This window comes from Rhodoferax sp. GW821-FHT02C08 (assembly GCF_059421805.1).
In genome coordinates this window covers 293,625-313,135 of record NZ_JBWKVR010000004.1, presented here as the reverse complement: position 1 = coordinate 313,135, position 19,511 = coordinate 293,625, and the positions used below count along the sequence as shown (strand labels likewise).

At 59.6% G+C, this 19,511-nt stretch carries 16 protein-coding genes; 2 read left to right on the top strand and 14 right to left on the bottom strand.

The genetic code is table 11. The annotated features are described in order from the left end of the window. Position 1 precedes the first annotated feature (1 nt). Positions 2 to 208 carry a hypothetical protein gene (locus AC07VY_RS07180; RefSeq protein ID WP_495096707.1) on the bottom strand — a complete coding sequence of 69 codons (207 nt, stop codon included), beginning with the start codon at positions 206 to 208 and terminating at the stop codon, positions 2 to 4. A gap of 259 nt (positions 209 to 467) precedes the next feature. Between AC07VY_RS07180 and AC07VY_RS07175 the strand changes: the two genes are divergently transcribed. Next, positions 468 to 1,766 (top strand): MFS transporter, encoded by a 1,299-nt coding sequence (locus tag AC07VY_RS07175; protein WP_495096708.1) that lies wholly within the window; start codon positions 468 to 470, stop codon positions 1,764 to 1,766. A gap of 51 nt (positions 1,767 to 1,817) precedes the next feature. After that, a complete protein-coding gene (locus AC07VY_RS07170) occupies positions 1,818 to 3,101 on the top strand; it encodes a glycerate kinase type-2 family protein (protein WP_495096709.1) in 1,284 nt (427 codons plus the stop codon). Here the strand turns inward: AC07VY_RS07170 and AC07VY_RS07165 are convergent. The 13 genes from AC07VY_RS07165 to AC07VY_RS07105 form a co-directional block, all read right to left on the bottom strand. Further along, positions 3,091 to 3,984: a LysR family transcriptional regulator gene (locus tag AC07VY_RS07165; protein WP_495096710.1), complete on the bottom strand. Its 894-nt coding sequence runs from the start codon at positions 3,982 to 3,984 to the stop codon at positions 3,091 to 3,093. The two genes, AC07VY_RS07170 and AC07VY_RS07165, sit on opposite strands and share 11 nt — an antisense overlap. A gap of 115 nt (positions 3,985 to 4,099) precedes the next feature. Next, positions 4,100 to 5,275, bottom strand: coding sequence for an acetyl-CoA C-acyltransferase (locus AC07VY_RS07160; protein ID WP_495096711.1), 1,176 nt, complete (start codon positions 5,273 to 5,275; stop codon positions 4,100 to 4,102). Between the two features lie 12 nt (positions 5,276 to 5,287). Next, the gene (locus tag AC07VY_RS07155; RefSeq protein ID WP_495096712.1) at positions 5,288 to 7,387 is read right to left on the bottom strand and encodes a 3-hydroxyacyl-CoA dehydrogenase NAD-binding domain-containing protein; all 2,100 of its coding nucleotides are present in this window, start codon (positions 7,385 to 7,387) and stop codon (positions 5,288 to 5,290) included. A 100-nt stretch (positions 7,388 to 7,487) separates the two neighbouring features. Further along, positions 7,488 to 8,804, bottom strand: coding sequence for a lactonase family protein (locus tag AC07VY_RS07150; RefSeq protein WP_495096713.1), 1,317 nt, complete (start codon positions 8,802 to 8,804; stop codon positions 7,488 to 7,490). Positions 8,805 to 8,894: 90 nt separating this feature from the next. Further along, positions 8,895 to 9,590, bottom strand: coding sequence for an ABC transporter ATP-binding protein (locus AC07VY_RS07145; protein WP_495096714.1), 696 nt, complete (start codon positions 9,588 to 9,590; stop codon positions 8,895 to 8,897). Beyond that, entirely contained in the window at positions 9,590 to 10,345 is a 756-nt protein-coding gene (locus tag AC07VY_RS07140) for an ABC transporter ATP-binding protein (protein ID WP_495096715.1), read from the bottom strand. Before AC07VY_RS07140 ends, AC07VY_RS07145 begins: the two co-directional genes overlap by 1 nt. Then, the gene (locus AC07VY_RS07135; protein ID WP_495096716.1) at positions 10,342 to 11,460 is read right to left on the bottom strand and encodes a branched-chain amino acid ABC transporter permease; all 1,119 of its coding nucleotides are present in this window, start codon (positions 11,458 to 11,460) and stop codon (positions 10,342 to 10,344) included. The genes AC07VY_RS07140 and AC07VY_RS07135 overlap by 4 nt, the downstream gene beginning before the upstream one ends. Before the next feature lie 31 nt (positions 11,461 to 11,491). Further along, positions 11,492 to 12,421, bottom strand: a complete 930-nt coding sequence (locus AC07VY_RS07130; protein WP_495096717.1) for a branched-chain amino acid ABC transporter permease — start codon at positions 12,419 to 12,421, stop codon at positions 11,492 to 11,494. Between the two features lie 97 nt (positions 12,422 to 12,518). Further along, a complete protein-coding gene (locus AC07VY_RS07125; protein WP_495096718.1) occupies positions 12,519 to 12,947 on the bottom strand; it encodes a hypothetical protein in 429 nt (142 codons plus the stop codon). 84 nt (positions 12,948 to 13,031) lie between these two features. Continuing rightward, on the bottom strand, positions 13,032 to 13,556 hold the full coding sequence (locus AC07VY_RS07120; protein WP_495096719.1) for a hypothetical protein: 525 nt from the start codon (positions 13,554 to 13,556) through the stop codon (positions 13,032 to 13,034). Further along, positions 13,556 to 15,805: a TIGR02594 family protein gene (locus AC07VY_RS07115; protein ID WP_495096720.1), complete on the bottom strand. Its 2,250-nt coding sequence runs from the start codon at positions 15,803 to 15,805 to the stop codon at positions 13,556 to 13,558. The genes AC07VY_RS07120 and AC07VY_RS07115 overlap by 1 nt, the downstream gene beginning before the upstream one ends. Then, a complete protein-coding gene (locus AC07VY_RS07110; protein WP_495096721.1) occupies positions 15,802 to 16,323 on the bottom strand; it encodes a hypothetical protein in 522 nt (173 codons plus the stop codon). The genes AC07VY_RS07115 and AC07VY_RS07110 overlap by 4 nt, the downstream gene beginning before the upstream one ends. 1 nt (position 16,324) lies before the next feature. After that, positions 16,325 to 19,498 carry a type VI secretion system Vgr family protein gene (locus tag AC07VY_RS07105; RefSeq protein ID WP_495096722.1) on the bottom strand — a complete coding sequence of 1,058 codons (3,174 nt, stop codon included), beginning with the start codon at positions 19,496 to 19,498 and terminating at the stop codon, positions 16,325 to 16,327. Between the last annotated feature and the right edge of the window lie 13 nt (positions 19,499 to 19,511).

Sequence of the window (19,511 nt, the reverse complement as noted above, 5' to 3'; positions counted from 1 at the left end):
GCTATTCGTCGCTAGAGCGTACGCGCGAGCGCACGTAGATCAACACGGCCCCGAAGACTGCTGCCACTCCACCGCCGACCACCATGGTCTGGCCCAGGTCATCGTCCGCGCGTTGGGTGAACAAGCCCAGGATGAGCGTCAGCAGCCCTCCGTAGAGCAGTATCCAAATGGTGTTCTCTAGCCGGGCAATCGTTTTAGGGGTGAGCATGCGCGCCACTGTACCGAAAGCAGGGCCCGCCCGCCATGGTTGCACTATTTTTACCCAGGATTTACCTGGGTAGAACGCCCCCTAGGGGTTTGCGCTAGGGCGGACTTGAACCCGCCGCGTAAGTCCTTGCCCTGCAACGGTATTCCGCCGCTTCCATGCAGGGTTGCCGATATATCAATCTGCACCAGGGCAAGACGCCACTAGACTGCGCGCAGGCTGATGGCAGCCCACAGAATCCCTCTTACGGAGACAAACAACAATGGCCCCCCTACCCTCCACCACATCGGGCAGCGCACTCGAAAAATCCGCGTACAACAAAGTCGCCTGGCGCCTGATCCCCTTTTTGTTTCTTTGTTACGTCGTAGCCTATCTGGACCGCGTCAACGTCGGCTTTGCCAAGCTGCAGATGCTGACCGACCTGAAGTTCAGCGAGACCATTTACGGCCTGGGCGCTGGCATCTTTTTCGTGGGCTACTTTCTGTTCGAAGTGCCCAGCAACATCATCCTGCACCGCACCGGCGCCCGGGTGTGGATTGCCCGCATCATGGTCACCTGGGGCGTCATCTCGTCGGCCATGATGCTGGTCACCACGCCGGCCATGTTCTATGTGCTGCGCTTTCTGCTGGGCATTGCCGAGGCCGGCTTCTTCCCCGGCATCATCCTGTACCTGACCTACTGGTTCCCCATGGAGCGGCGTGCCCGCGTAGTGGCCCTGTTCATGACGGCCATTGCCTTGTCGGGTGTGGTGGGTGGGCCGCTGTCGGGCTGGATCATGCAGGCTTTTGCCGGTGTGAATGGCTGGCATGGCTGGCAATGGCTGTTCCTGCTGGAAGGTATTCCGTCCATCCTGGTCGGCATCTGCGTGTTCTTCTATCTGGAGGACTCTATCGCTGGCGCCAAATGGCTGACCGACGCAGAAAAGCAATTGCTGATAGACAACATTCGCCGCGACGAAAGCGGCCGCAGCGAGCACAGCCTGAAGCAGGTGTTCCGCAACCCCAAGGTGTGGCTCATGGCCAGCATCTACTTCTGCAGCGTAATGGGCCTGTACGGCATCAGCTTCTGGCTGCCGCAGCTGATCAAGAACGCCGGCGTCAAGGACGTGCTGGACGTGGGCCTGCTGACCATGATCCCCTATGGCCTGGCGGCCGTGGCCATGGTGGTCGCTAGCCGCAGCTCGGACCGCAGCGGCGAGCGCCGCCTGCATACCTCTAGCGCGGCCTTCGTCGGCGGCCTGGGCCTGGTGCTGAGTGGCGTGTTTGGCAACGATATCGTGCTGGCCATGGCCGCACTCAGTCTGGCCACCATGGGTATTTTGACCAGCCTGCCGTTGTTCTGGACCCTGCCCACCGCCATGCTGCGTGGCTCGGCGGCCGCCGCCGGCATTGCCCTGATCAACGCCCTGGGCAACCTGGCCGGCTTCGTCAGCCCCTTCATGGTGGGCAGCATCAAGGACGCCACCGGCAGCACCACGGCAGGGCTGTATGTACTGGCCGGCAGCCTGTTCCTGGGCGGCATCCTGGTGCTGCTGGCCACCCGCAAGCCAGCAGGGCGTTGAACCGGCATGCGCCGCGCTGCACTGACAATCGTACGGAAAGGAAACCTCCCCGTGACGCCCTCTTCCGCCGACCACCGCGCTCTGCTGCGCAGCCTGTTTGACGCCGCCATCGCCGCCGCCCAGCCCGCGCTGTGCCTGCCGCCGCATTTACCTGCACGACCCAAGGGCCGGACCATCGTGATCGGTGCAGGCAAGGCCTCGGCGGCCATGGCGCAAAGCCTGGAAGCGCATTGGGACGGCCCGCTGGAAGGCCTGGTCATCACCCGCTATGGCTATGCCGTGCCCTGCCAGCGCATCGAGATCGTAGAAGCCGCCCATCCGGTACCCGACGCGGCCGGTGCGCTGGCCACCCAGCGCATACGCCAGTTGGTGACGGGCCTGAACGCCGACGACCTGGTCATCGCCCTGGTGTCAGGTGGCGGCTCTGCACTGCTGGTAGAACCCGGCGAGGGTTTAACGCTGGCCGACAAGCAGGCCGTGAACAGCGCGCTGCTGGAATGCGGCGCCAGCATCTCAGAGATGAACTGCGTGCGCCGGCATCTGTCCGGCATCAAAGGTGGGCGGTTGGCCGCGGCCTGCTTCCCGGCGCGGGTGCACACCCTGCTGATTTCCGATGTGCCGGGTGACGCGCCCAGCAATATTGCATCCGGCCCCACGGTAGCCGATGCCAGCAGCTGCGCGGATGCGCTGGCCATCATTGCGCGCTACCAGATTACCCTGCCACCAGCGGCGCGCACGCTTTTGGAAAGCGGCCTGGGCGAAAGCATCAAGCCCGACGATGCACGGCTGGACGCCAACGTCACCCGCACCATCACTGCCCCACAGATCGCACTGGAGGCCGCCGCCCAGGTGGCGCGCGCGGCCGGCTACACGCCCTACATCCTGGGTGACAGCCTGGAGGGCGAGGCGCGCGACTTGGGCAAGGCCATGGCCGGCATGGCCCGGCAGGTGGTACTGCACGGCCAGCCTTTCCAGGCGCCTTGCGTGCTGCTCTCGGGTGGTGAAACCACGGTCACCCTGCGCAGCAACGGCCGTGGCGGGCGCAATGTGGAGTTTTTGCTGTCCCTGGCGGTGGCGCTGGACGGCCTGCCCGGCGTGCATGCGATTGCGGGCGATACCGACGGCGTGGACGGTGTGGAAGAAATCGCCGGTGCCACCCTGGCTCCGGACACCCTGGAGCGCGCCTGGGCCCAGGGCATCAACCCCAGGGCCAGCCTGGACCGCAACGACGGCCATGGCTTTTTTCAGGCGCTGGGCGACTCGGTCATCACTGGCCCCACGCTGACCAATGTGAACGACTTTCGCGCTATCGTGATCGAAGCACCTAAGCGCTGATACCGTCCCCCGGCCACACCATATCGATGGTTGCCAGCAAAGCTTGCAGCGTGGCGGATTCCTCTTGTGACCGCCGATACAGCAGCGACAGCGGGCAAGCCAGGCGCGCCCCCTGCCAGGCCACGACCTGTCCGGTCTCCAGCGCCGGGGCCAGGGTGCGCTCGCGCATCAAACCCAGGGCCACGCCGGCCTGTACCAGCTCCAGAATCGATGCCTCCTGGTCGGCCTGCACCACGGTGCGGTAGCTCAGGCCGCGCTCCGCAAACATCTGGGTCACCACGCCATACTGCGAGCTGCCGGTCGGCGAGGCCAGCCAGGGCATGGCGGCCAGTTCCTCCCAGCCTGCCGTGTGCAAGCGCTCGGCCCAGGCGGCCGGCCCGATGACCACGTAATGCTCCAGCAGCAGTTGGCGCACGGCGATGTCGGTGTCCTTCAGCGGCCCCAGGTAGAAGCAGGCGTCCACCTCTCCGTCTCGGAGCATTTGCAGCACCCCGCCCGAGATGCCGTGCTGCAGCGACACATCCACCTGCGGGTAATACTGCAGCAGGGCCGTGAGCAAAGCCCCGAGGCGGATGGAGTCCGGGTCGATGATGGTGCCCAGGCGCAGCCCGCCGGCCACCGTGCCGCGCATAGAGGCGGCCAGCGCCGCCATTTCCTGTACCGAGTCCACGGTTTGCGTGGCCAGTGGCAGCAGGCGCCGCCCGGCTCCGGTCAGCACCATGCCGGTGGGCGTGCGGGCGAACAGCAGCACACCCAGCTCGTCTTCCAGGCTCTTGATTTGTTTGGACAGCGCAGACTGGGTTAGGTGCAACTGATCGGCCGCCCTAACGAGCTGGCCGCTGCGGGCCACGGCCAACAGCGCACGGAGTTGATGGAGTTCCATGCCGGGATTATGGCCCGCAGCCCACGCGGAACCGGTGCCCGCGCATTTAAAAGAAATAGGCCGCTAGCGCAGACACTACCTGCGCCAGCAGCTATTTATTCAATAGCAATGCAGCCTACAAAACCTCAAACACCCCGGCCGCGCCCATGCCGCCGCCTATGCACATCGTCACGCACACGCGCTTGGCACCGCGGCGCTTGCCTTCTATCAGCGCGTGGCCGGTCAGGCGCTGGCCGCTCACGCCATACGGGTGGCCGACTGCAATCGCGCCGCCGTTCACATTCAGCTTGTCGGCCGGAATGCCCAGCTTGTCGCGGCAGTAGATCACCTGCACCGCGAAGGCTTCGTTCAGCTCCCACAGGTCGATGTCGTCCACCTTCAGGCCCAGGCGCTTCAGTACCTTGGGGATGGCGAACACCGGGCCTATGCCCATTTCGTCCGGCTCGCAGCCGGCCACCGCAAAACCGAGGAAGCGGCCCAACGGCTGCAGGCCGCGCTGGCTGGCCAGGGTTTCATTCATTACCACGACAGCGCCGCCGCCGTCAGAAAACTGGCTGGCGTTGCCGGCCGAGATTAGGCCGCCGGGCAAGGCCGAGCGCAGGCCGGCGATGCCTTCCTTGGTCGTGCCGTCGCGTATGCCTTCGTCCTGGCTCACCGTCACTTCCTTGGTCATCAGGCCGCGCACCTTGTCGGCTACGCCCATGGTCACAGTGATGGGCGCGATTTCGGCGGTGAACAGCCCGGCGGCCAGGGCTGCCACGGCCTTTTGCTGGCTGGCTGCGCCGTATTCGTCCATCTGCTCGCGGCTGATGTTGTAGCGCTGCGCCACCTGCTCGGCGGTCTGCAACATGTTCCAGTAGATCTCGGGCTTGTTTTTCACCAGCCAGGGGTCGTTGAGCATGTGGATGTTCATCTCCTGCTGTACGCAGGAAATGCTTTCCACGCCGCCGGCCACATACACATCGCCTTCGTTGGCAATGATGCGCTGGGCCGCCATGGCAATGGTCTGCAGGCCGGACGAACAAAAGCGGTTCACGGTGACGCCGGATGTCGTCACCGGGCAGCCGGCGCGCAAGGCGATTTGGCGGGCGATGTTGGCGCCCGTCGCGCCTTCGGGCGTGGCGCAGCCGATGATCACGTCATCGACTTCGGCGGCTTCGATGCCGGCGCGCTGGATGGCGTGCTGCACCGCGTGGCCGCCCAGGGTGGCACCATGGGTCATGTTGAAAGAGCCCTTCCAGCTTTTGGCCAGGGGGGTGCGGGCGGTGGAAACGATTACGGCGGCGGTCATGTTCTGTATTCCTTAATTGAAGGTTTTGCCTTCGGCGGCGAGCTTGGCCAGCAAGGGCGCGGGCGTCCAGAAAGCGGCATCGTCCAACGGGTTCTGCGCAAAGCGCTGCATAGCCTGCACCACGTTGAACAGTCCCACCTGGTCGGCGTAATGCATGGGCCCGCCGCGGTAAATGGGGAAGCCGTAGCCGGTGAGGTACACCATGTCGATGTCGCTGGCCTTGGAGGCAGTGCCCTCCTCCAGAATGTGCGCGGCCTCGTTGACCATGGCATACACCAAGCGCTGGACGATTTCTTCGTCGCTGATCTTGCGAGGCGTGATGCCCAATGACGCGCGGTGGTCCGCCACCATTTTTTCCACCAACGCGCTCGGCACAGCGTCGCGCTTGCCGGCCTGGTAGTCGTACCAGCCGGCGCCGGTCTTCTGGCCAAAGCGGCCCAGTTCGCACAGCAGATCCGCCGTCTTGCTGTACTTCATACCCGGCATTTCTACGTAGCGGCGCTTGCGTATCGCCCAGCCGATGTCGTTGCCGGCCAGGTCGCCCATGCGGAACGGCCCCATGGCGAAGCCAAACTTCTCCACCGCCTTGTCCACCTGGGCCGGGGTGCAGCCCTCGTCCAGCAGAAAGCCGGCCTGCCGGCCGTACTGCTCGATCATGCGGTTGCCGATGAAGCCGTCGCACACGCCGGACACCACCGAGGTCTTCTTGATCTTCTTGCCCAGTGCCATCACCGTGGCCAGCACGTCCTTGGCCGTGGCCTTGCCGCGCACCACTTCCAGCAGCTTCATCACATTGGCGGGGCTGAAGAAATGCGTGCCCACCACATCCTGCGGCCGCTGCGTGAAGCTGGCGATCTGGTCCAGGTCCAGCGTCGATGTGTTCGACGCCAAGATGGCGCCGGGCTTCATCACGCGGTCGAGTTCTTGGAACACGGCTTTTTTGACGCCCATGTCTTCGAACACGGCTTCGATCACCATATCGGCATCGCCCAGGTCGTCGTAGCTCAGGGTGGTGCTGAGCAAGCCCATGCGCTGGTCCAGCTTGTCCTGCTTCAGCTTGCCCTTGGCCACCTGGGCTTCGTAGTTCTTGCGGATGGTGGCCAGGCCGCGCTCCAGCGCCTCGGGCTTGGCTTCCAGCAGCTTGACCGGAATGCCGGCGTTCAGGAAGTTCATGGCAATTCCGCCGCCCATGGTGCCGGCGCCGATGATGGCGACGCTGTTGATAGCGCGTTGCGCAGTATCTGCGGGCACGTCAGGTATTTTGGATGCTGCACGCTCGGCGGCGAAGATATGCCGCAGCGCCCGGCTCTCGGGCGTCCACATCAGGTTCAAGAAGGTGCTGAGCTCGAAGGCCATGCCGGCGTCGAACTTCTGCTTGGTAGCGGCTTCGACCGCGTCCACGCACTTCAGCGGTGCCGGGTAGTCCTTCGCCATGCCCTTGACCATGTTGCGGGCGAACTGGAAGTAGGCATCGCCCTGCGGGTGCTTGCATTTGAGGTTGCGCACCAGCGGCAAGGGCCGGGCATCGGCGATGGAGCGGGCAAAAATCAGCGCTTCCTCAAGCAGCGATTCGGCGGATGCCGCCAGCTTGTCGAACAGCTTCTGGCCGGGCAGCGAGGCCAGCAGCTCGCTCTTCACCGGTTCACCGCTGACGATCATGTTCAGCGCGGCCTCTACGCCCAGCACGCGCGGCAGGCGCTGCGTGCCGCCGGCACCCGGAATCAGGCCCAGCTTGACCTCGGGCAAGGCCACGTTGCAGCCCGGCGCCGCAATGCGGTAGTGGCAGCCCAAAGAGGTCTCCAGCCCACCGCCCATGCACACCGAATGGATGGCCGCAACCACCGGCTTGGCCGAGTTCTCGATCGCCAGAATCATGCTCAGCAGATTCGGCTCGCGCATGGCTTCAGGTGTATCGAATTCCTTGATGTCCGCCCCGCCGGAAAACGCCTTGCCGGCGCCGGTCAGCACGATGGCCTTGACGGCCGCATGGGCATTCGCCTGGGCCAGGCCGTCCGTCACGGCGCGGCGGGTAGCCAAGCCTAGGCCGTTGACCGGTGGGTTGTTCAGAGTGATTACGGCTATGTCGCCGTGAACTTGGTATTGCGCCGCCATGGAGGAACCTCAGGTTTAAATCGAACGATCGTGCGATTTAAATTCTAGGCCTCGTGCATGTCAGCGCATGCACTGGTTTGTCCCAGTCGGGACAGTTTTACTAGCGCACCGAGATACTGCTGGGCCCGGAGCCGTTGGTGGATGCAGTCCCCAGCGAGGTCAATGCGCCGCTGGACCCTACGCTGAACGATGTAACCGTAGCGTCGTTGTAATTGGCCGCATACACAAAGCTGCCGCTGGGCGACACGGCAATTCCGCTGGGGCCGGTGCCGGTAGCCGCGGTGGGGGTAGCCATGGCAGTCAGCTTGCCGCTGGAGATGCTGTACTGGGACACGGTGTTGTCGCCCGAATTCGCCACATAGGCATAGCGCCCGCCAGGGCTGACGACGATGCCGCTGGGCGAGGTGCCGGTGCTAACGCTGGCGGGCGACAAGGCCGTCAACAAGCCGCTGCTGCCAATGCTGAACTGGGCCAGTTTGGCGCTGTCTGATAGGGTCACATACAAGTAGTTGCTGTCTGGCGCAATGGCAATCGCCAGCGGCGTGGTGCCCACCGAGCTCAGGCTGACCGTGGCCGGCGACAAGGCCGTCAGCGCACCAGTGCTACCAATGCTGTACTGCGACACGCTGTTGCCACTGGCGTTGACCACATAGGCGTACAAGCCATCGGGGCTGACCGCCACCGCGTAGGGGTTCACCCCCGCAGCCACGCTAGGTGTGGACATGGCGGTCAGTGCGCCGGTAGAGCCGATGGTGAACTGCGACACCGTGGCGCTGCCGTAGTTGGCGACGTACAGGTATTTGCTGTCGGGGCTGATGGCCAGGCCGTACCCTGCGCTATCGGCGCTACCGGTGCCCACCAGGCTCAACGCGCCGGTGCTGGCCGAGATGCTGTAGACGCCTATGGCCTTGTTGTTCTGGAAGCTGACGTAAGCAAACTTGCCATCGGCACTGGTGCTGATGCTGGACGGCAGGTAAGTGTTGGTGGACAGCGTGGCCGTTGACTGCGCAGCCAATGCCCCGGTACTGCCCACGCTAAATTCGCCCAGGCTACCGCTGTACCAGTTGCTGGTAAAGGCCACATAGCCACGGCAGGTAACCACCACGCTAGACACATTGCTGCCACCGTTGCCACTGCCATTGCTGACCACGCAGGTCTGCCCGTCTGGCTGCGTCGCCACGCTGACCGAATAGCTGCCCGTCATGCTGTCGCTGAACGTGAAACTGGTCGCACCCGAGGCCACCGCCAGCGAGGACGAACCATTGGCGAGCACCAGGCCGCTAGTCGTCAGGCCGCTGACCGTGCCGGCCAGCGTGTATGCGGTGTCGTCGCTGCTACCGCCTCCGCAGGAAGCCAACGCGACAACCGTGGCGCAGGTGATCAAAAATGGTAAGCCATTGCGGCGCTGTGTGTTCAAAGCTCACTCCGTAGTTTCTCTTGTGCGAACTACGGTAGCACCCGTGCATAAAGTTATTTATCAATTGATGTCTGGCTTGCAGCAGGCATTTCACACTTCCAGCCATTCCTGACGCAAGGCATCGTCCTCACGCAACTGCTGCGGCGTACCCTCGAACACGATGCGCCCCCGCCCCATCAGCAATACGCGGTCAGCTATGTCCAGGGCAATGGCCAGTTTTTGCTCGACCAACAAAATCGCCATGCCCTGGCTGCGCAACTGCTGCAGGGTGGCGGCCATGTGCGCCACCAACTGCGGCGCCAGGCCTTCAGTCGGCTCGTCTACCAGCAGCAGCTGCGGGTTGCCCACCAGGGTACGCCCCAGGGCCAGCATTTGCTGCTCGCCGCCGGACAGCACGCCGCCAGGGGCATGCTGGCGGGCTTTGAGCGGGGGAAACATCTGGTAGATCGCATCCAGATCCCACGGGCCCTTGGGGCCGGCGGACTTCTGGCCCAGCAACAGGTTCTGCTGCACGCTCAGCCGCGGAAAGATGTCGCGGCTTTCGGCCACATAGCCCAGGCCACGCTGCGCAATCTGAAACGGCTGCAGCCCCAGCAGTTCCTGCCCCATCCAAAGCGCCGAGCCTTCTGCGCGGACCAAGCCCATCAGCGCCTTGGCCGTGGTGGACCGGCCTGCGCCATTGCGCCCCAGCAGGGCAACGATTTCGCCGGGCCGCAGGTCGAACGACAGCCCCTGCAGCACATGGCTGTGGCCGTAGTAGGCGTGGAGCTGGCGTATCTGCAGCATCAGGCGGAGGCCCCCAGGTAGACGGCTTGCACCTGCGGGTTGGCGCGTATGGCGGCCGGTGTGTCGCAGGCGATGATCTGTCCCGCCACCATCACAGCTATTTTGTCCGCTAGCGCATATACCACCTGCATATCGTGCTCCACAATCAATAGCGCTTTACCCTGGATCACGTCGCGTATCAGCTGCACGAAATGCGCGCTTTCGCTGGCCCCCATGCCGGCCGTAGGTTCGTCCAGCAGAACAGTGTGGGCACCGCCGGTAATGGTGATACCCAGCTCCAGCGCGCGCTGCTCGGCATAACCCAGTTCGCCAGCCAACACATCACGTTTGGCGCTCAGCTGCACCTGGGCCATGCAATGCTCTGCCAGGGCATTGGCATCCTTCAGGCCCGACAAACGACGCCAGAAGCTGTAGCCATAGCCCAGGCTCCACAACACGCTGCAACGCAGGTTTTCAAACACGCTGAGCCGTGCGAATACGTTGCTGACCTGGAAGCTGCGCGACAGGCCCGCCCGGTAGATCTGGAAAGGTGTTTTGCCTTGTATGGCCTGGCCTTGCAGCACGACACGGCCGCTGTCTGGCGCATGTTTGCCGCTGATGAGGTTGAACAAGGTGGACTTGCCCGCGCCGTTGGGGCCGATCAGCGCCACCCGCTCGCCCGCCGCCACGGCCAGGCTGGCACCCCGGATGATGTCTACCGGGCCAAAGCTTTTACGCAGGCCTTGCAGCTCCAGTGCTGGCACAGGTTCCGTCATATCCGGCGCGCCCCCATAAACATGCCGCCGCCCGCCAGCAATACCAGTGCCGCGCCCAGCCAACAGGTCCAGCGGCTGGCGTCCAGTTGCAAGCCCATCCAGCGCAACTCCGGCCCCAGCGAAGACTGCAGTTGCAGCTGGTAGGCCATCTCTACCAGCATGGAAAAGCCCGCGAAGGCCATCGCTGCACACAGGGTTAAAGCCACATAACGCGGCCATCGACGCCACCGCAGCCGGTGCGCCACCAACACACTGGCAATGCCCCCCGGCGCCACAATCACGATGGCCAGAAACATCAAGCCCAGGTACAGCAGCCAGGCCTTGGTCACGGTACTCAACAACACAAAACACAGCACCATCAGTACCGCGCCAATGATCGGCCCCCAAAAGAATCCTGTGCCGCCTAACACCGTAAACAACAGATAGGCCCCCGAGCGCTGGCTGCCCAGCACGTCGGCAGTCACTATCTCGAAGTGCAAGGCCGCCAAGCCGCCGGAAACACCAGCGAAAAACCCCGCCACCACCACCGCCATGAAGCGCACACGGCGGGCGTTGTAGCCCACAAATTCGGCACGCTCGGCGTTGTCGCGCACGGCGTTCAGCATGCGGCCCAGGGGGGTCAGGGTAAAGAAGTACATCAACGCCGTGCAAACGCCGGTATAGGCAGCCACCAGGTAGTAAACCTGGATTTGCGGACCGAAGCTGATGCCCAAGGGCGCAGCACCTTGCACGCGGTTGCCGGCCAGGCCCGATTCGCCGCCAAAGACCGCCGGGAACAACCACGCCATCGCCGCCACCAGCTCGCCCAGACCCAGCGTCACCATGGCAAACGTGGTGGCAGAACGCTGCACACTCATCCAACCCAGCAGCAAGGCCAGCACGGCCCCGGCCACGCCACCTACCAAGGGCACCAGGCTGACCGGTAGCAGCGCCAGGTTCAACACATGCATGGCGGCAAACGCGCCCAGCCCCGCGTACACCGCGTGGCCAAAGCTCAGCATGCCACCCTGCCCCAGCAAAATGTTGTAGCTAAGGCAGACGATGGTGGCGATGCCCATCTGCGTCAGCAAACTTTGGCCCAGGCTGCTGTGGAACACCCATGGCGCCACAAGCATAAGCGTCGCCGCACTACCCCAGACCACAACCTTAGTCAGCACGCCGCCCCCACAGCCCTTGCGGTTTGGCCACCAGTACCAGCACTAGCAGCAAGTACGGCAGCAGTGGCGCAATCTGGCTGACCTTGATACGCCACAAGGCATCGCCCCAGGTGCCTGGGGCAACTAGCCAACCGAGTACCGGGGCATCGATGCCTACCGCCAAGGTTTGCAGCATGCCCACCAGCAAAGACGCCAGAAAGGCCCCCTTCAAAGACCCCATGCCGCCCACCACCACGACCACAAATACGACAGAGCCCACGGTGGCAGCCATGCCCGGCTCGGTCACAAAAGCGTTGCCCCCCACTACACCGGCCAGACCGGCCAGCGCAGCACCGCCGGCAAACACCCCCATGAACACGCGAGGCACGTTGTGCCCCAAGGCCTGCACCGCATCCGGGTGCGTCAGCGCGGCCTGTACCACCAGGCCAACGCGGGTACGCGCCAACACCAACCACAGACCGCCCAACATGACCAGTGCCACCAGCACCATGAAACCGCGATAGGCAGGAAACGGCGAGCCCCACACATAGAACAAAGGCCCCGCCAATTGGGTTGGAATGCGGTAGTCCACCGGCCCCCTGCCCCAGACCAGCTGCACCAGTTCGATCAGCACCGTATTCAGCCCGAATGTCACCAGCATTTCGGCTATATGCCCATGGGCATGGACGCGGCGCAACACGAACTTTTCAAACCCCGCGCCCAGCAAGCCCACGGCAGCCGGAGCCAACACCAAGGCCACCCAGAAGCCAAGCCACTGCGTCAGGCTGTAGGCGAAGTAGGCCCCCAGCATGTAAAAGCTGGCATGGGACAAATTCAGCACCCCCATCATGCTGAAAACCAGCGTCAATCCCGCGCTGAGCATGAACAACATCAGCCCATAGGCCAGGCCGTTCAACAAAGATAGGGTGAAAAACTCCATGCGTTTCCAGGGGTAGGGCCACGCGGTGCGGTGGGGCGGAAGTGTAGCTGGCGCTAAGGCCCGGTGAACGTCCCCCCTTGGCGAAACAGTTGATCGGTTAGCGGACTACTTGGCGGCTGTGGCTGCCGTATTGGCCGGCGGCATCACGCTGCCAGTGGAATTTGGTTTTGATTCGGTGGTCGCTGCCGGAGAGACTACCCAACGTCTCTTTCAAGGCCTCTTGCATGCTATTAAATAGATAGCTTCTTGCGCCGGTAGTACCTGCGCCAGAGGCCGATTTGGCAGTTATTCCTGAGGCCTCTTTCTGTTCTCCACCCAAGCGCTGGTCTACTGCGGCACGCAGGTCTGCGCTGAGGTTGTTGTGGGCCAGGTGAACGACACGCAGCAGGGTATAGCGGCGTTCGTCCTCAGGTGGTTCTTCCAACAACGTGGATAGATCGGCCTGGCCGCTAAGCACGAAGTGGGTGCCGGGGGTGAAGCTGCGCACGGTGCCGGCTCCGGTGTAGAGCTGGCGGGCGACGGTCACATTTAAGGAGATGAGCGCTCCCTGCAATTGCCTTGAGTCAAGATCCAGCAAATCCTTCCATCACAACTCAGTGAGTCCAGCTTTTCAAGGAGGGAACGCGTATTCCAAATCTGGATTATTCACACTTTCAAATAAGTTATCTTTATCATCTGGAAGATAATCAATCGAAATTATTTTCCAGCCAAGCTTGGGGAACCACTGAAACACCAAATTCGCTCGCTGCACATACTTAACAGAACCCCATTGTCCATCACAAAATTCTTGAAAAAGTTGCAACTCGTCCGCAGTTGTTTTATAAAAATTTGATTTTTTAAAATTATTGAAAAATTCTGTATTTTTCGTTACCTTATTTTTTATGAAGATAATCGAATAATTTTTCAAAAAAAATTTTTTACTTATTAGTGTTGGTTTATCCCCATGATAGGGGCCATTAAGCTTCAATGGAAAGTTAAAATATGGCTCCATTGTCTTGGCATCTTTAACCAAAGCAAAATTTGAATAATCCATCAGTGTATGGGTAAGTTGTGCAGACATATCCTCTGCACAAGTGGTAGCATGTATTACACCACAAAAAAATAAATTAAGAATTAACGCCAATAATTTCTTCATTATTTTTTCTCCTGAGCTGTAGGCCACCTATACTCCACCAAATGCAACTTAGGATCATCCAAGGCATCAACCGCCCAACCCGCAGCTTCAATAATTTGATTTGAATAGTTGCCACTTAATAAACGCACCTTTTTAACCATCTTGTGCTTATCGCGTTTTATTTTCTTAATATTCCCCTTTTTATCAACAACTTCAATCTCCTCTTGCCCATCCTTTACACTTACCTCTTGAATTCCCGTGTAAAAGCCAACATGAAATTGTGTTGCCGAGCGTGTAACTATCGTAATAGCACCATAGCGTGGTTCGTCAATTTTCTCGCCCCAATTTTTCCAATTCTCAGCTCTGGCTGCACCGTCTGCCAGTCCTTTATAACCCGCAGATTTTATGCACCAATTCAAGAACGAAGCACACCATGCGGTCCCATCGTCACGTGCCATATCTCTCGGAAGATTGGTGGACTGTAGATATTTAACAATATCTGAATTATTCGATTTACTTTCGATAACCTTCATTTCTTCATCCGCAGCATCACGCAAAGATATTTGCTCTTGAATTTGTTTTTCCAGTTCTTCTATTTTTTTAGTGTCTTTGATTTTTTCGGATTTTCGCTTCTCTTGATTTAATTCAATCTGCTTCTTTTTTAAAGTGGTTTCAGCATCTGTACGTTCCTCGTGTTTTTTTTGCCAATTTTTATTATTTACATGTGAAAGAGTGTTTTCTGTAACATTTTTTCCTTGCTCCTCAATAGCAAAATTCATCCAAGGTGCATCTCCTGATATTTCCACCTTTTTAATCACTGGTTCAATCGCTGTAGTAACTGCATTTTTCACCTTTGGTGATTTAACATCGACATTCTTAATACTACTATTGACAACCTGAATGCGTGTTTTTTCTTTTTTTACTATTGTTTTTTCACTCAATAATTTAGCCGGCAATTTTGGTCGTGTATAAAATTGCTTCGCATAAGCAAAGGATGTTTCAAATACATTCTCCCAACCTAAATTTTTCTTAAGAGCAATAACAATATCATTAAATGTAATATCGGCACTAGGGCTGGGTTGGGGAAATTGCGCGTGTTTCTTGTCTTGCGCCATAGCCGCAGAAAGGCTTGGCGTTTCGCTGTTCTTTTTTACCGCGGGAGTTTTGGGAGCAGGTTTGGGAGTATTCACGGGTCCAGTCGCAGGTGCAGGCGTGACTGGTACTGGTTCGGGTGATTTAATCGTCGGCAAAGCGCCTTGCTCGCCACTGCTCATTGCAAGTCGGTGTTTATTGCCATCTTCACAGATGGAATAATCTGCAACCGCCTTGTTATATGCTTCGTAATCTATTCTCGGAATCAAGACTAATACTCGCTCTTGTGTATCGGATGCAACCTCCGGTATTTGGCCCTCGCTGTTTGTAGTAACCTCTAGCGCCACCAGTTCCCAAGTCATGGTGGGAGTGGGCTCAGAGGGTGGTGGTACACATATATTTGCCGCAGACTGTCCCTCAACCTTGCCGGGACTGGCGGCTGGCTCAGCATTCTCAACGGCCGGAACAATTGGAGTATCAGTTGAGGCTGTTGGTGTTACCGGTATCGCAGTTTGTGTATTGACAGCTCTTTTTTGGACAACAACGACCTTGCGCCCTACCATGGGCTTGCCCATGATGTCCATTAGCTGCACTTGCAGCCCATGCGTATCGTTCAGTATCTTTTCAATACGGGCCGCTTCGTCCACTACGGTTTGTGAATCCAGGTATTTTGGCGTGCCCTCCAGCTGCGTAAAAGGATAAGGCTCCTTTACAACGACCTTACCATTAATTTTTTCACGTCGATTGATGGAGAATTCCCCGTAGTGGTAGCAGTAATAAATCAGCGCTTCGTACTGACCTGTCGCCGAACCATAGTCTTTAATTATTTTCTCTTTGAGATGCCAAAAATACTGTAGGCCAGCAGAAATATTAGCACGAGCATCAAATCTATTTTTGTCATTAAGCCCATAAGTATCACCCGTATCATCAAGCATCTGCGCAATACCTGCCGCTGTGGAGCGGTCATTAGCAGCATCCGGATTAAAACCAGATTCACGTTTGGCAACGGCTATGTAGTACGAAATATCACGATTACTAAATTTCCTCTTACGAGCCTCCTCGATGATGATATCAACAATTTTCTGTTGAATTTCTGGCGGCGCATCCCCTCCATTCCGTGAGTTACCATGTAGTTCACGTTGGGTATCTAATTGTTCATTAACGTGAGTTTTTGTCATGGACCGACCTGCGCCTCAATTTTATTTTTCAAATAGACAGCTTCCATCTTAAACCAATCATCCTGTCGCATCGCTATATCACGCCGTACGCCTCCCTGAATAAGCCATTTACGGTCGTAACGCATCCATTGACCTCGCAAATTCATCACGGCATCAACTTCACAGTCATCGCAATTACCACCATTATCTAAAATCATATAAAGATAGGGCTCCCCTTCCGTTTCTGCGGCGCATCGAATAGAAGCAAGCGCATGGTAATTCCCGCGAACAGGCTCTCTCTCCAATAATTTATTTTTTTTATACTGTCTTCCATCAGGATGGTTAAATTCTATTTTTTGGTTAAAACAAGCCGTGTTCTTCGCCAAATCTGGCGCATTCTGGCACTCGGAATACACGGTTATCTTCACCTCGGCACACCGTATTTCATTCTTATACCAATGCATGTCATCCAAGGCCCATACATTTCCCACCGCGCCAGCAATGAATCCGGCCACTAACCATTGATAAATCTTTTCCATATCAAGACTCACTTTCGCCAAACCAATCATTTACGTCGTCGTCTTCCGTCTTCGCTCTATGAAATTTTTCATTCGTATCCATCGTAATTTTGAGTTTTTGAGCCTGCGATGTCACTACGGACTGGGTGTGCCCTTGATGGTCCGTTTGCCCAAAAATGACCGTACCGTTTTCCATCGTTTTTCTATAAATACGACCAGATACAGGCTCTTGATTGAGTTTTTCTGATACCTGGAACTTGCCTGCATAAAGTTTTGAACGCGGCATATCCAGTACAGGGCCACTCACACTCCCCGGCCCGGTCAACTCCACCGCACTGCCCTTGAACGCCATGGTCCCCGGCCCCTGGATGGTGATGTTGCCGCCTTCAATCCGCAGCCCCGCCCCACCCGCGGTCAGTAACACATGCTGCTGCGCACTGACGTTGATTGCACCGGTGACACTCGCTACCTTAATCCCCTGGTCAGCCGTCAGCCGTGTCTGGCCGCTCTGGCTTTGGCTGCTGACCTTGCCGCTGGCGGAATGCAGGGCGATGCCGGTTTCCTGGTTCGGCTGGTTGGCGTTGCTGACTTTGCCGTAGGTGAAGAAGCTGATGCCGTCTTTGATCAGGTGGTGGCTGTTGCCTTGGGCGGCCAGGTTGATGGCGTTTCCTGCGGTGATGCTGCTGGTGTTGCCGGCACTGAAGACGCCGCTTTCGGGGGTGGCGGTGGTGATGCCGCCTTTGCCGCTGAGCTGGAGCAGGGGTTCGCTGTAGGCAGTGGCGTCTTGGTCCTGGGTTTGCAGGATGTTTATGCTGCGGGCCTGTTGTTCTACGGCGGGCAGCTTGGCTGGTTCGAGCTGGGCTTTGAGTTCGGCTTTGTGCTTTTGGGCGGTCTCGGCCAGGCTGGTGTGCAGCTGTTGGCTGGCCTGGGCCTGAGCTATCGCCTCCTGGCTGTCGAGCTGGGTGCGGCTGACGTTAGCTCTAGCGTCGGTACTCAGCAGCATGCCAGCGCCGGCCCGGCTGGCGTGGCTGTGCGGGGTTTTGAGTTCCGCGCCGAAGCCCACCGGATTCAGTCGTTGGTTGTCGCTTTGGTGGCGCAGCTGGCCCAGGTTGAGTTCAGCCGTTCCCTGGTGCGGGGAAGCATGGCTTTGCAGAGCGGTGCGGGCCTGGCCGGCGCTGTCGTCAAACACCAGTTGGTTGTAGCCACCTGCGCCTTGCTGGCTGGCGGACAAGGCCTGGGTTTTGATGCCGCTCAAGGCTGCGGGGTGGGCATGGCCGTCGGCCTCACCGGGGAACCATGCGGGGGCGTTGCCGGTGCTGCTGCCAGCACCACTAGGGGCCTGGTTGTATTGGGCGTCGGCAGTGCCTTGGCCGTTGTAGACGCTGCCGGTGATGACGGGGCGGTCGATGTCGCCCTCGATGAAGTCCACCCAGACTTCCTGGCCTATGCGGGGGATAGCGACAGCGCCCCAGTTGGCGCCTGCTGTGGGGGCCAGGCTGGCGGCGACCCGGACCCAGGTGCCGCTTTGTTCATTGGCAGGCGCCCCTGTGTGGGCTCCACCTTGGCCTTGCTGGCTGGGGTGGCTCTGGCGGCTGTGGCTGCCGTATTGGCCGGCGGCATCACGCTGCCAGTGGAATTGGACTTTGACGCGGTGATCGCGGTCGGTGTAGACCACCTGTCCCGTGGGGCCCACCACGACAGCGGTTTGCTGGCCGTAGACGCTGGGCTTGGGGTGGAGCAACTGGCCCTGGCTGCTCATCTGGGAGCCCCGGTAGGGGGTGGTGTTGCGTATGGCGTCCACGCGGTTGCGGTACAGGGGTTTGTCGCTGCCGGAGAGACTACCCAACGTCTCTTTCAACGCCCCTTGCATGCTATTGAATAGATAGCTGCTTGCGCTGGTAGTACCTGCGCCAGAGGCCGATTTGGCATTTATTCCCGAGGCCTCTTTCTGTTCTCCACCCAAGCGCTGGTCTACTGCGGCACGCAGGTCTGCGCTGAGGTTGTTGTGCGCCAGGTGAACGACACGCAGCAGGGTATAGCGGCGTTCGTCCTCAGGTGGTTCTTCCAACAACGTGGATAGATCGGCCTGGCCGCTGAGCACGAAGTGGGTGCCGGGGGCGAAGCTGCGTACGGTGCCCGCTCCGGTATAGAGCTGGCGGGCGACATCCAGGGACTGGAGCTGGTTGCGGGCCAGACGCTGGCCTTGGGCCGGGGTTTCGAAGGCATAGGCGCCGGGGGCATCCCGGTGGGCCAAGGGGATTGCGCCGGTGGCATCGGATTCCCCATTGCCGGTATTGCTGGCCAGCGCTGGGCGGCTGGTACCGCCACGGTAGTCCCATGTGCTGAGTTGCACCGTGCGGGCCTGCCAGCGGCTGAGGCTGCGCCAGCGGTCGACACTGTCGCGTTGCATGACTGCGCCGGGCTGGGTGAAGGCGACATTCGCGCTGGCGTTGGGCTGGAATGCGCCGTTGTGGTCGGCTATCACGACGGTGTGGGTGCCCAGTGCGGGGCTGTTGGCATCGCCCTTGTGCTCTACCCAGGCGAACAGGCCTTCTTCGGCCATGAGCCGGGTGATGAAGGCCAGGTCGGTTTCCTGGTACTGGGTGGTCAGGCTGCGTTTGGGGTAGGCAGACTTGTCGGCAATATCAAACCGCCACTGGGGCTGCAGAGCGCCCTGGCCCTGGTAGTCCTGGAAGATGGAGTCCAGGATGTCAAAGACCTGCATGTCCTGGAAGCTGGCACTGTCCTGGCGCTGCGCCAGAAAGGCGAGCCAGGGTTCCACGGTCAGCTGGTAACGGGCCAGACCGCCGTTGGCACCCAATTGCTCAACATGGGTGATATGGCCATGGAAGGGACGCAAATTGGTACGGCTGGCATCGGTAAGCAGCTCCAGTAGCACTGGCTGGCCCAACAACGTGGACAGGTCGATATGGGCGTCTTGGCTCAGGCAGCGTATGTACCAACGGGTGCCGCAAAACGCGGGGTCCACGGCCAAGCCGGTCCCGGCTTCGTCTTGCACGCCCAGGTTGCCAGGGTACAAGGACTCTACCGCCTGCAGACGTTCGGCCAGCAGTAATTGTCCTGGCAGCGTGGTGTGCAAACGCAGCAAACGGTCGGACTGGCCCCAGCTGTCGAGCATGCTGCTGAATACGCCACTGAGCGGGCCAAGACTGGCGATGGTGCTGATCGCGGTCATATGTGCTTACCGG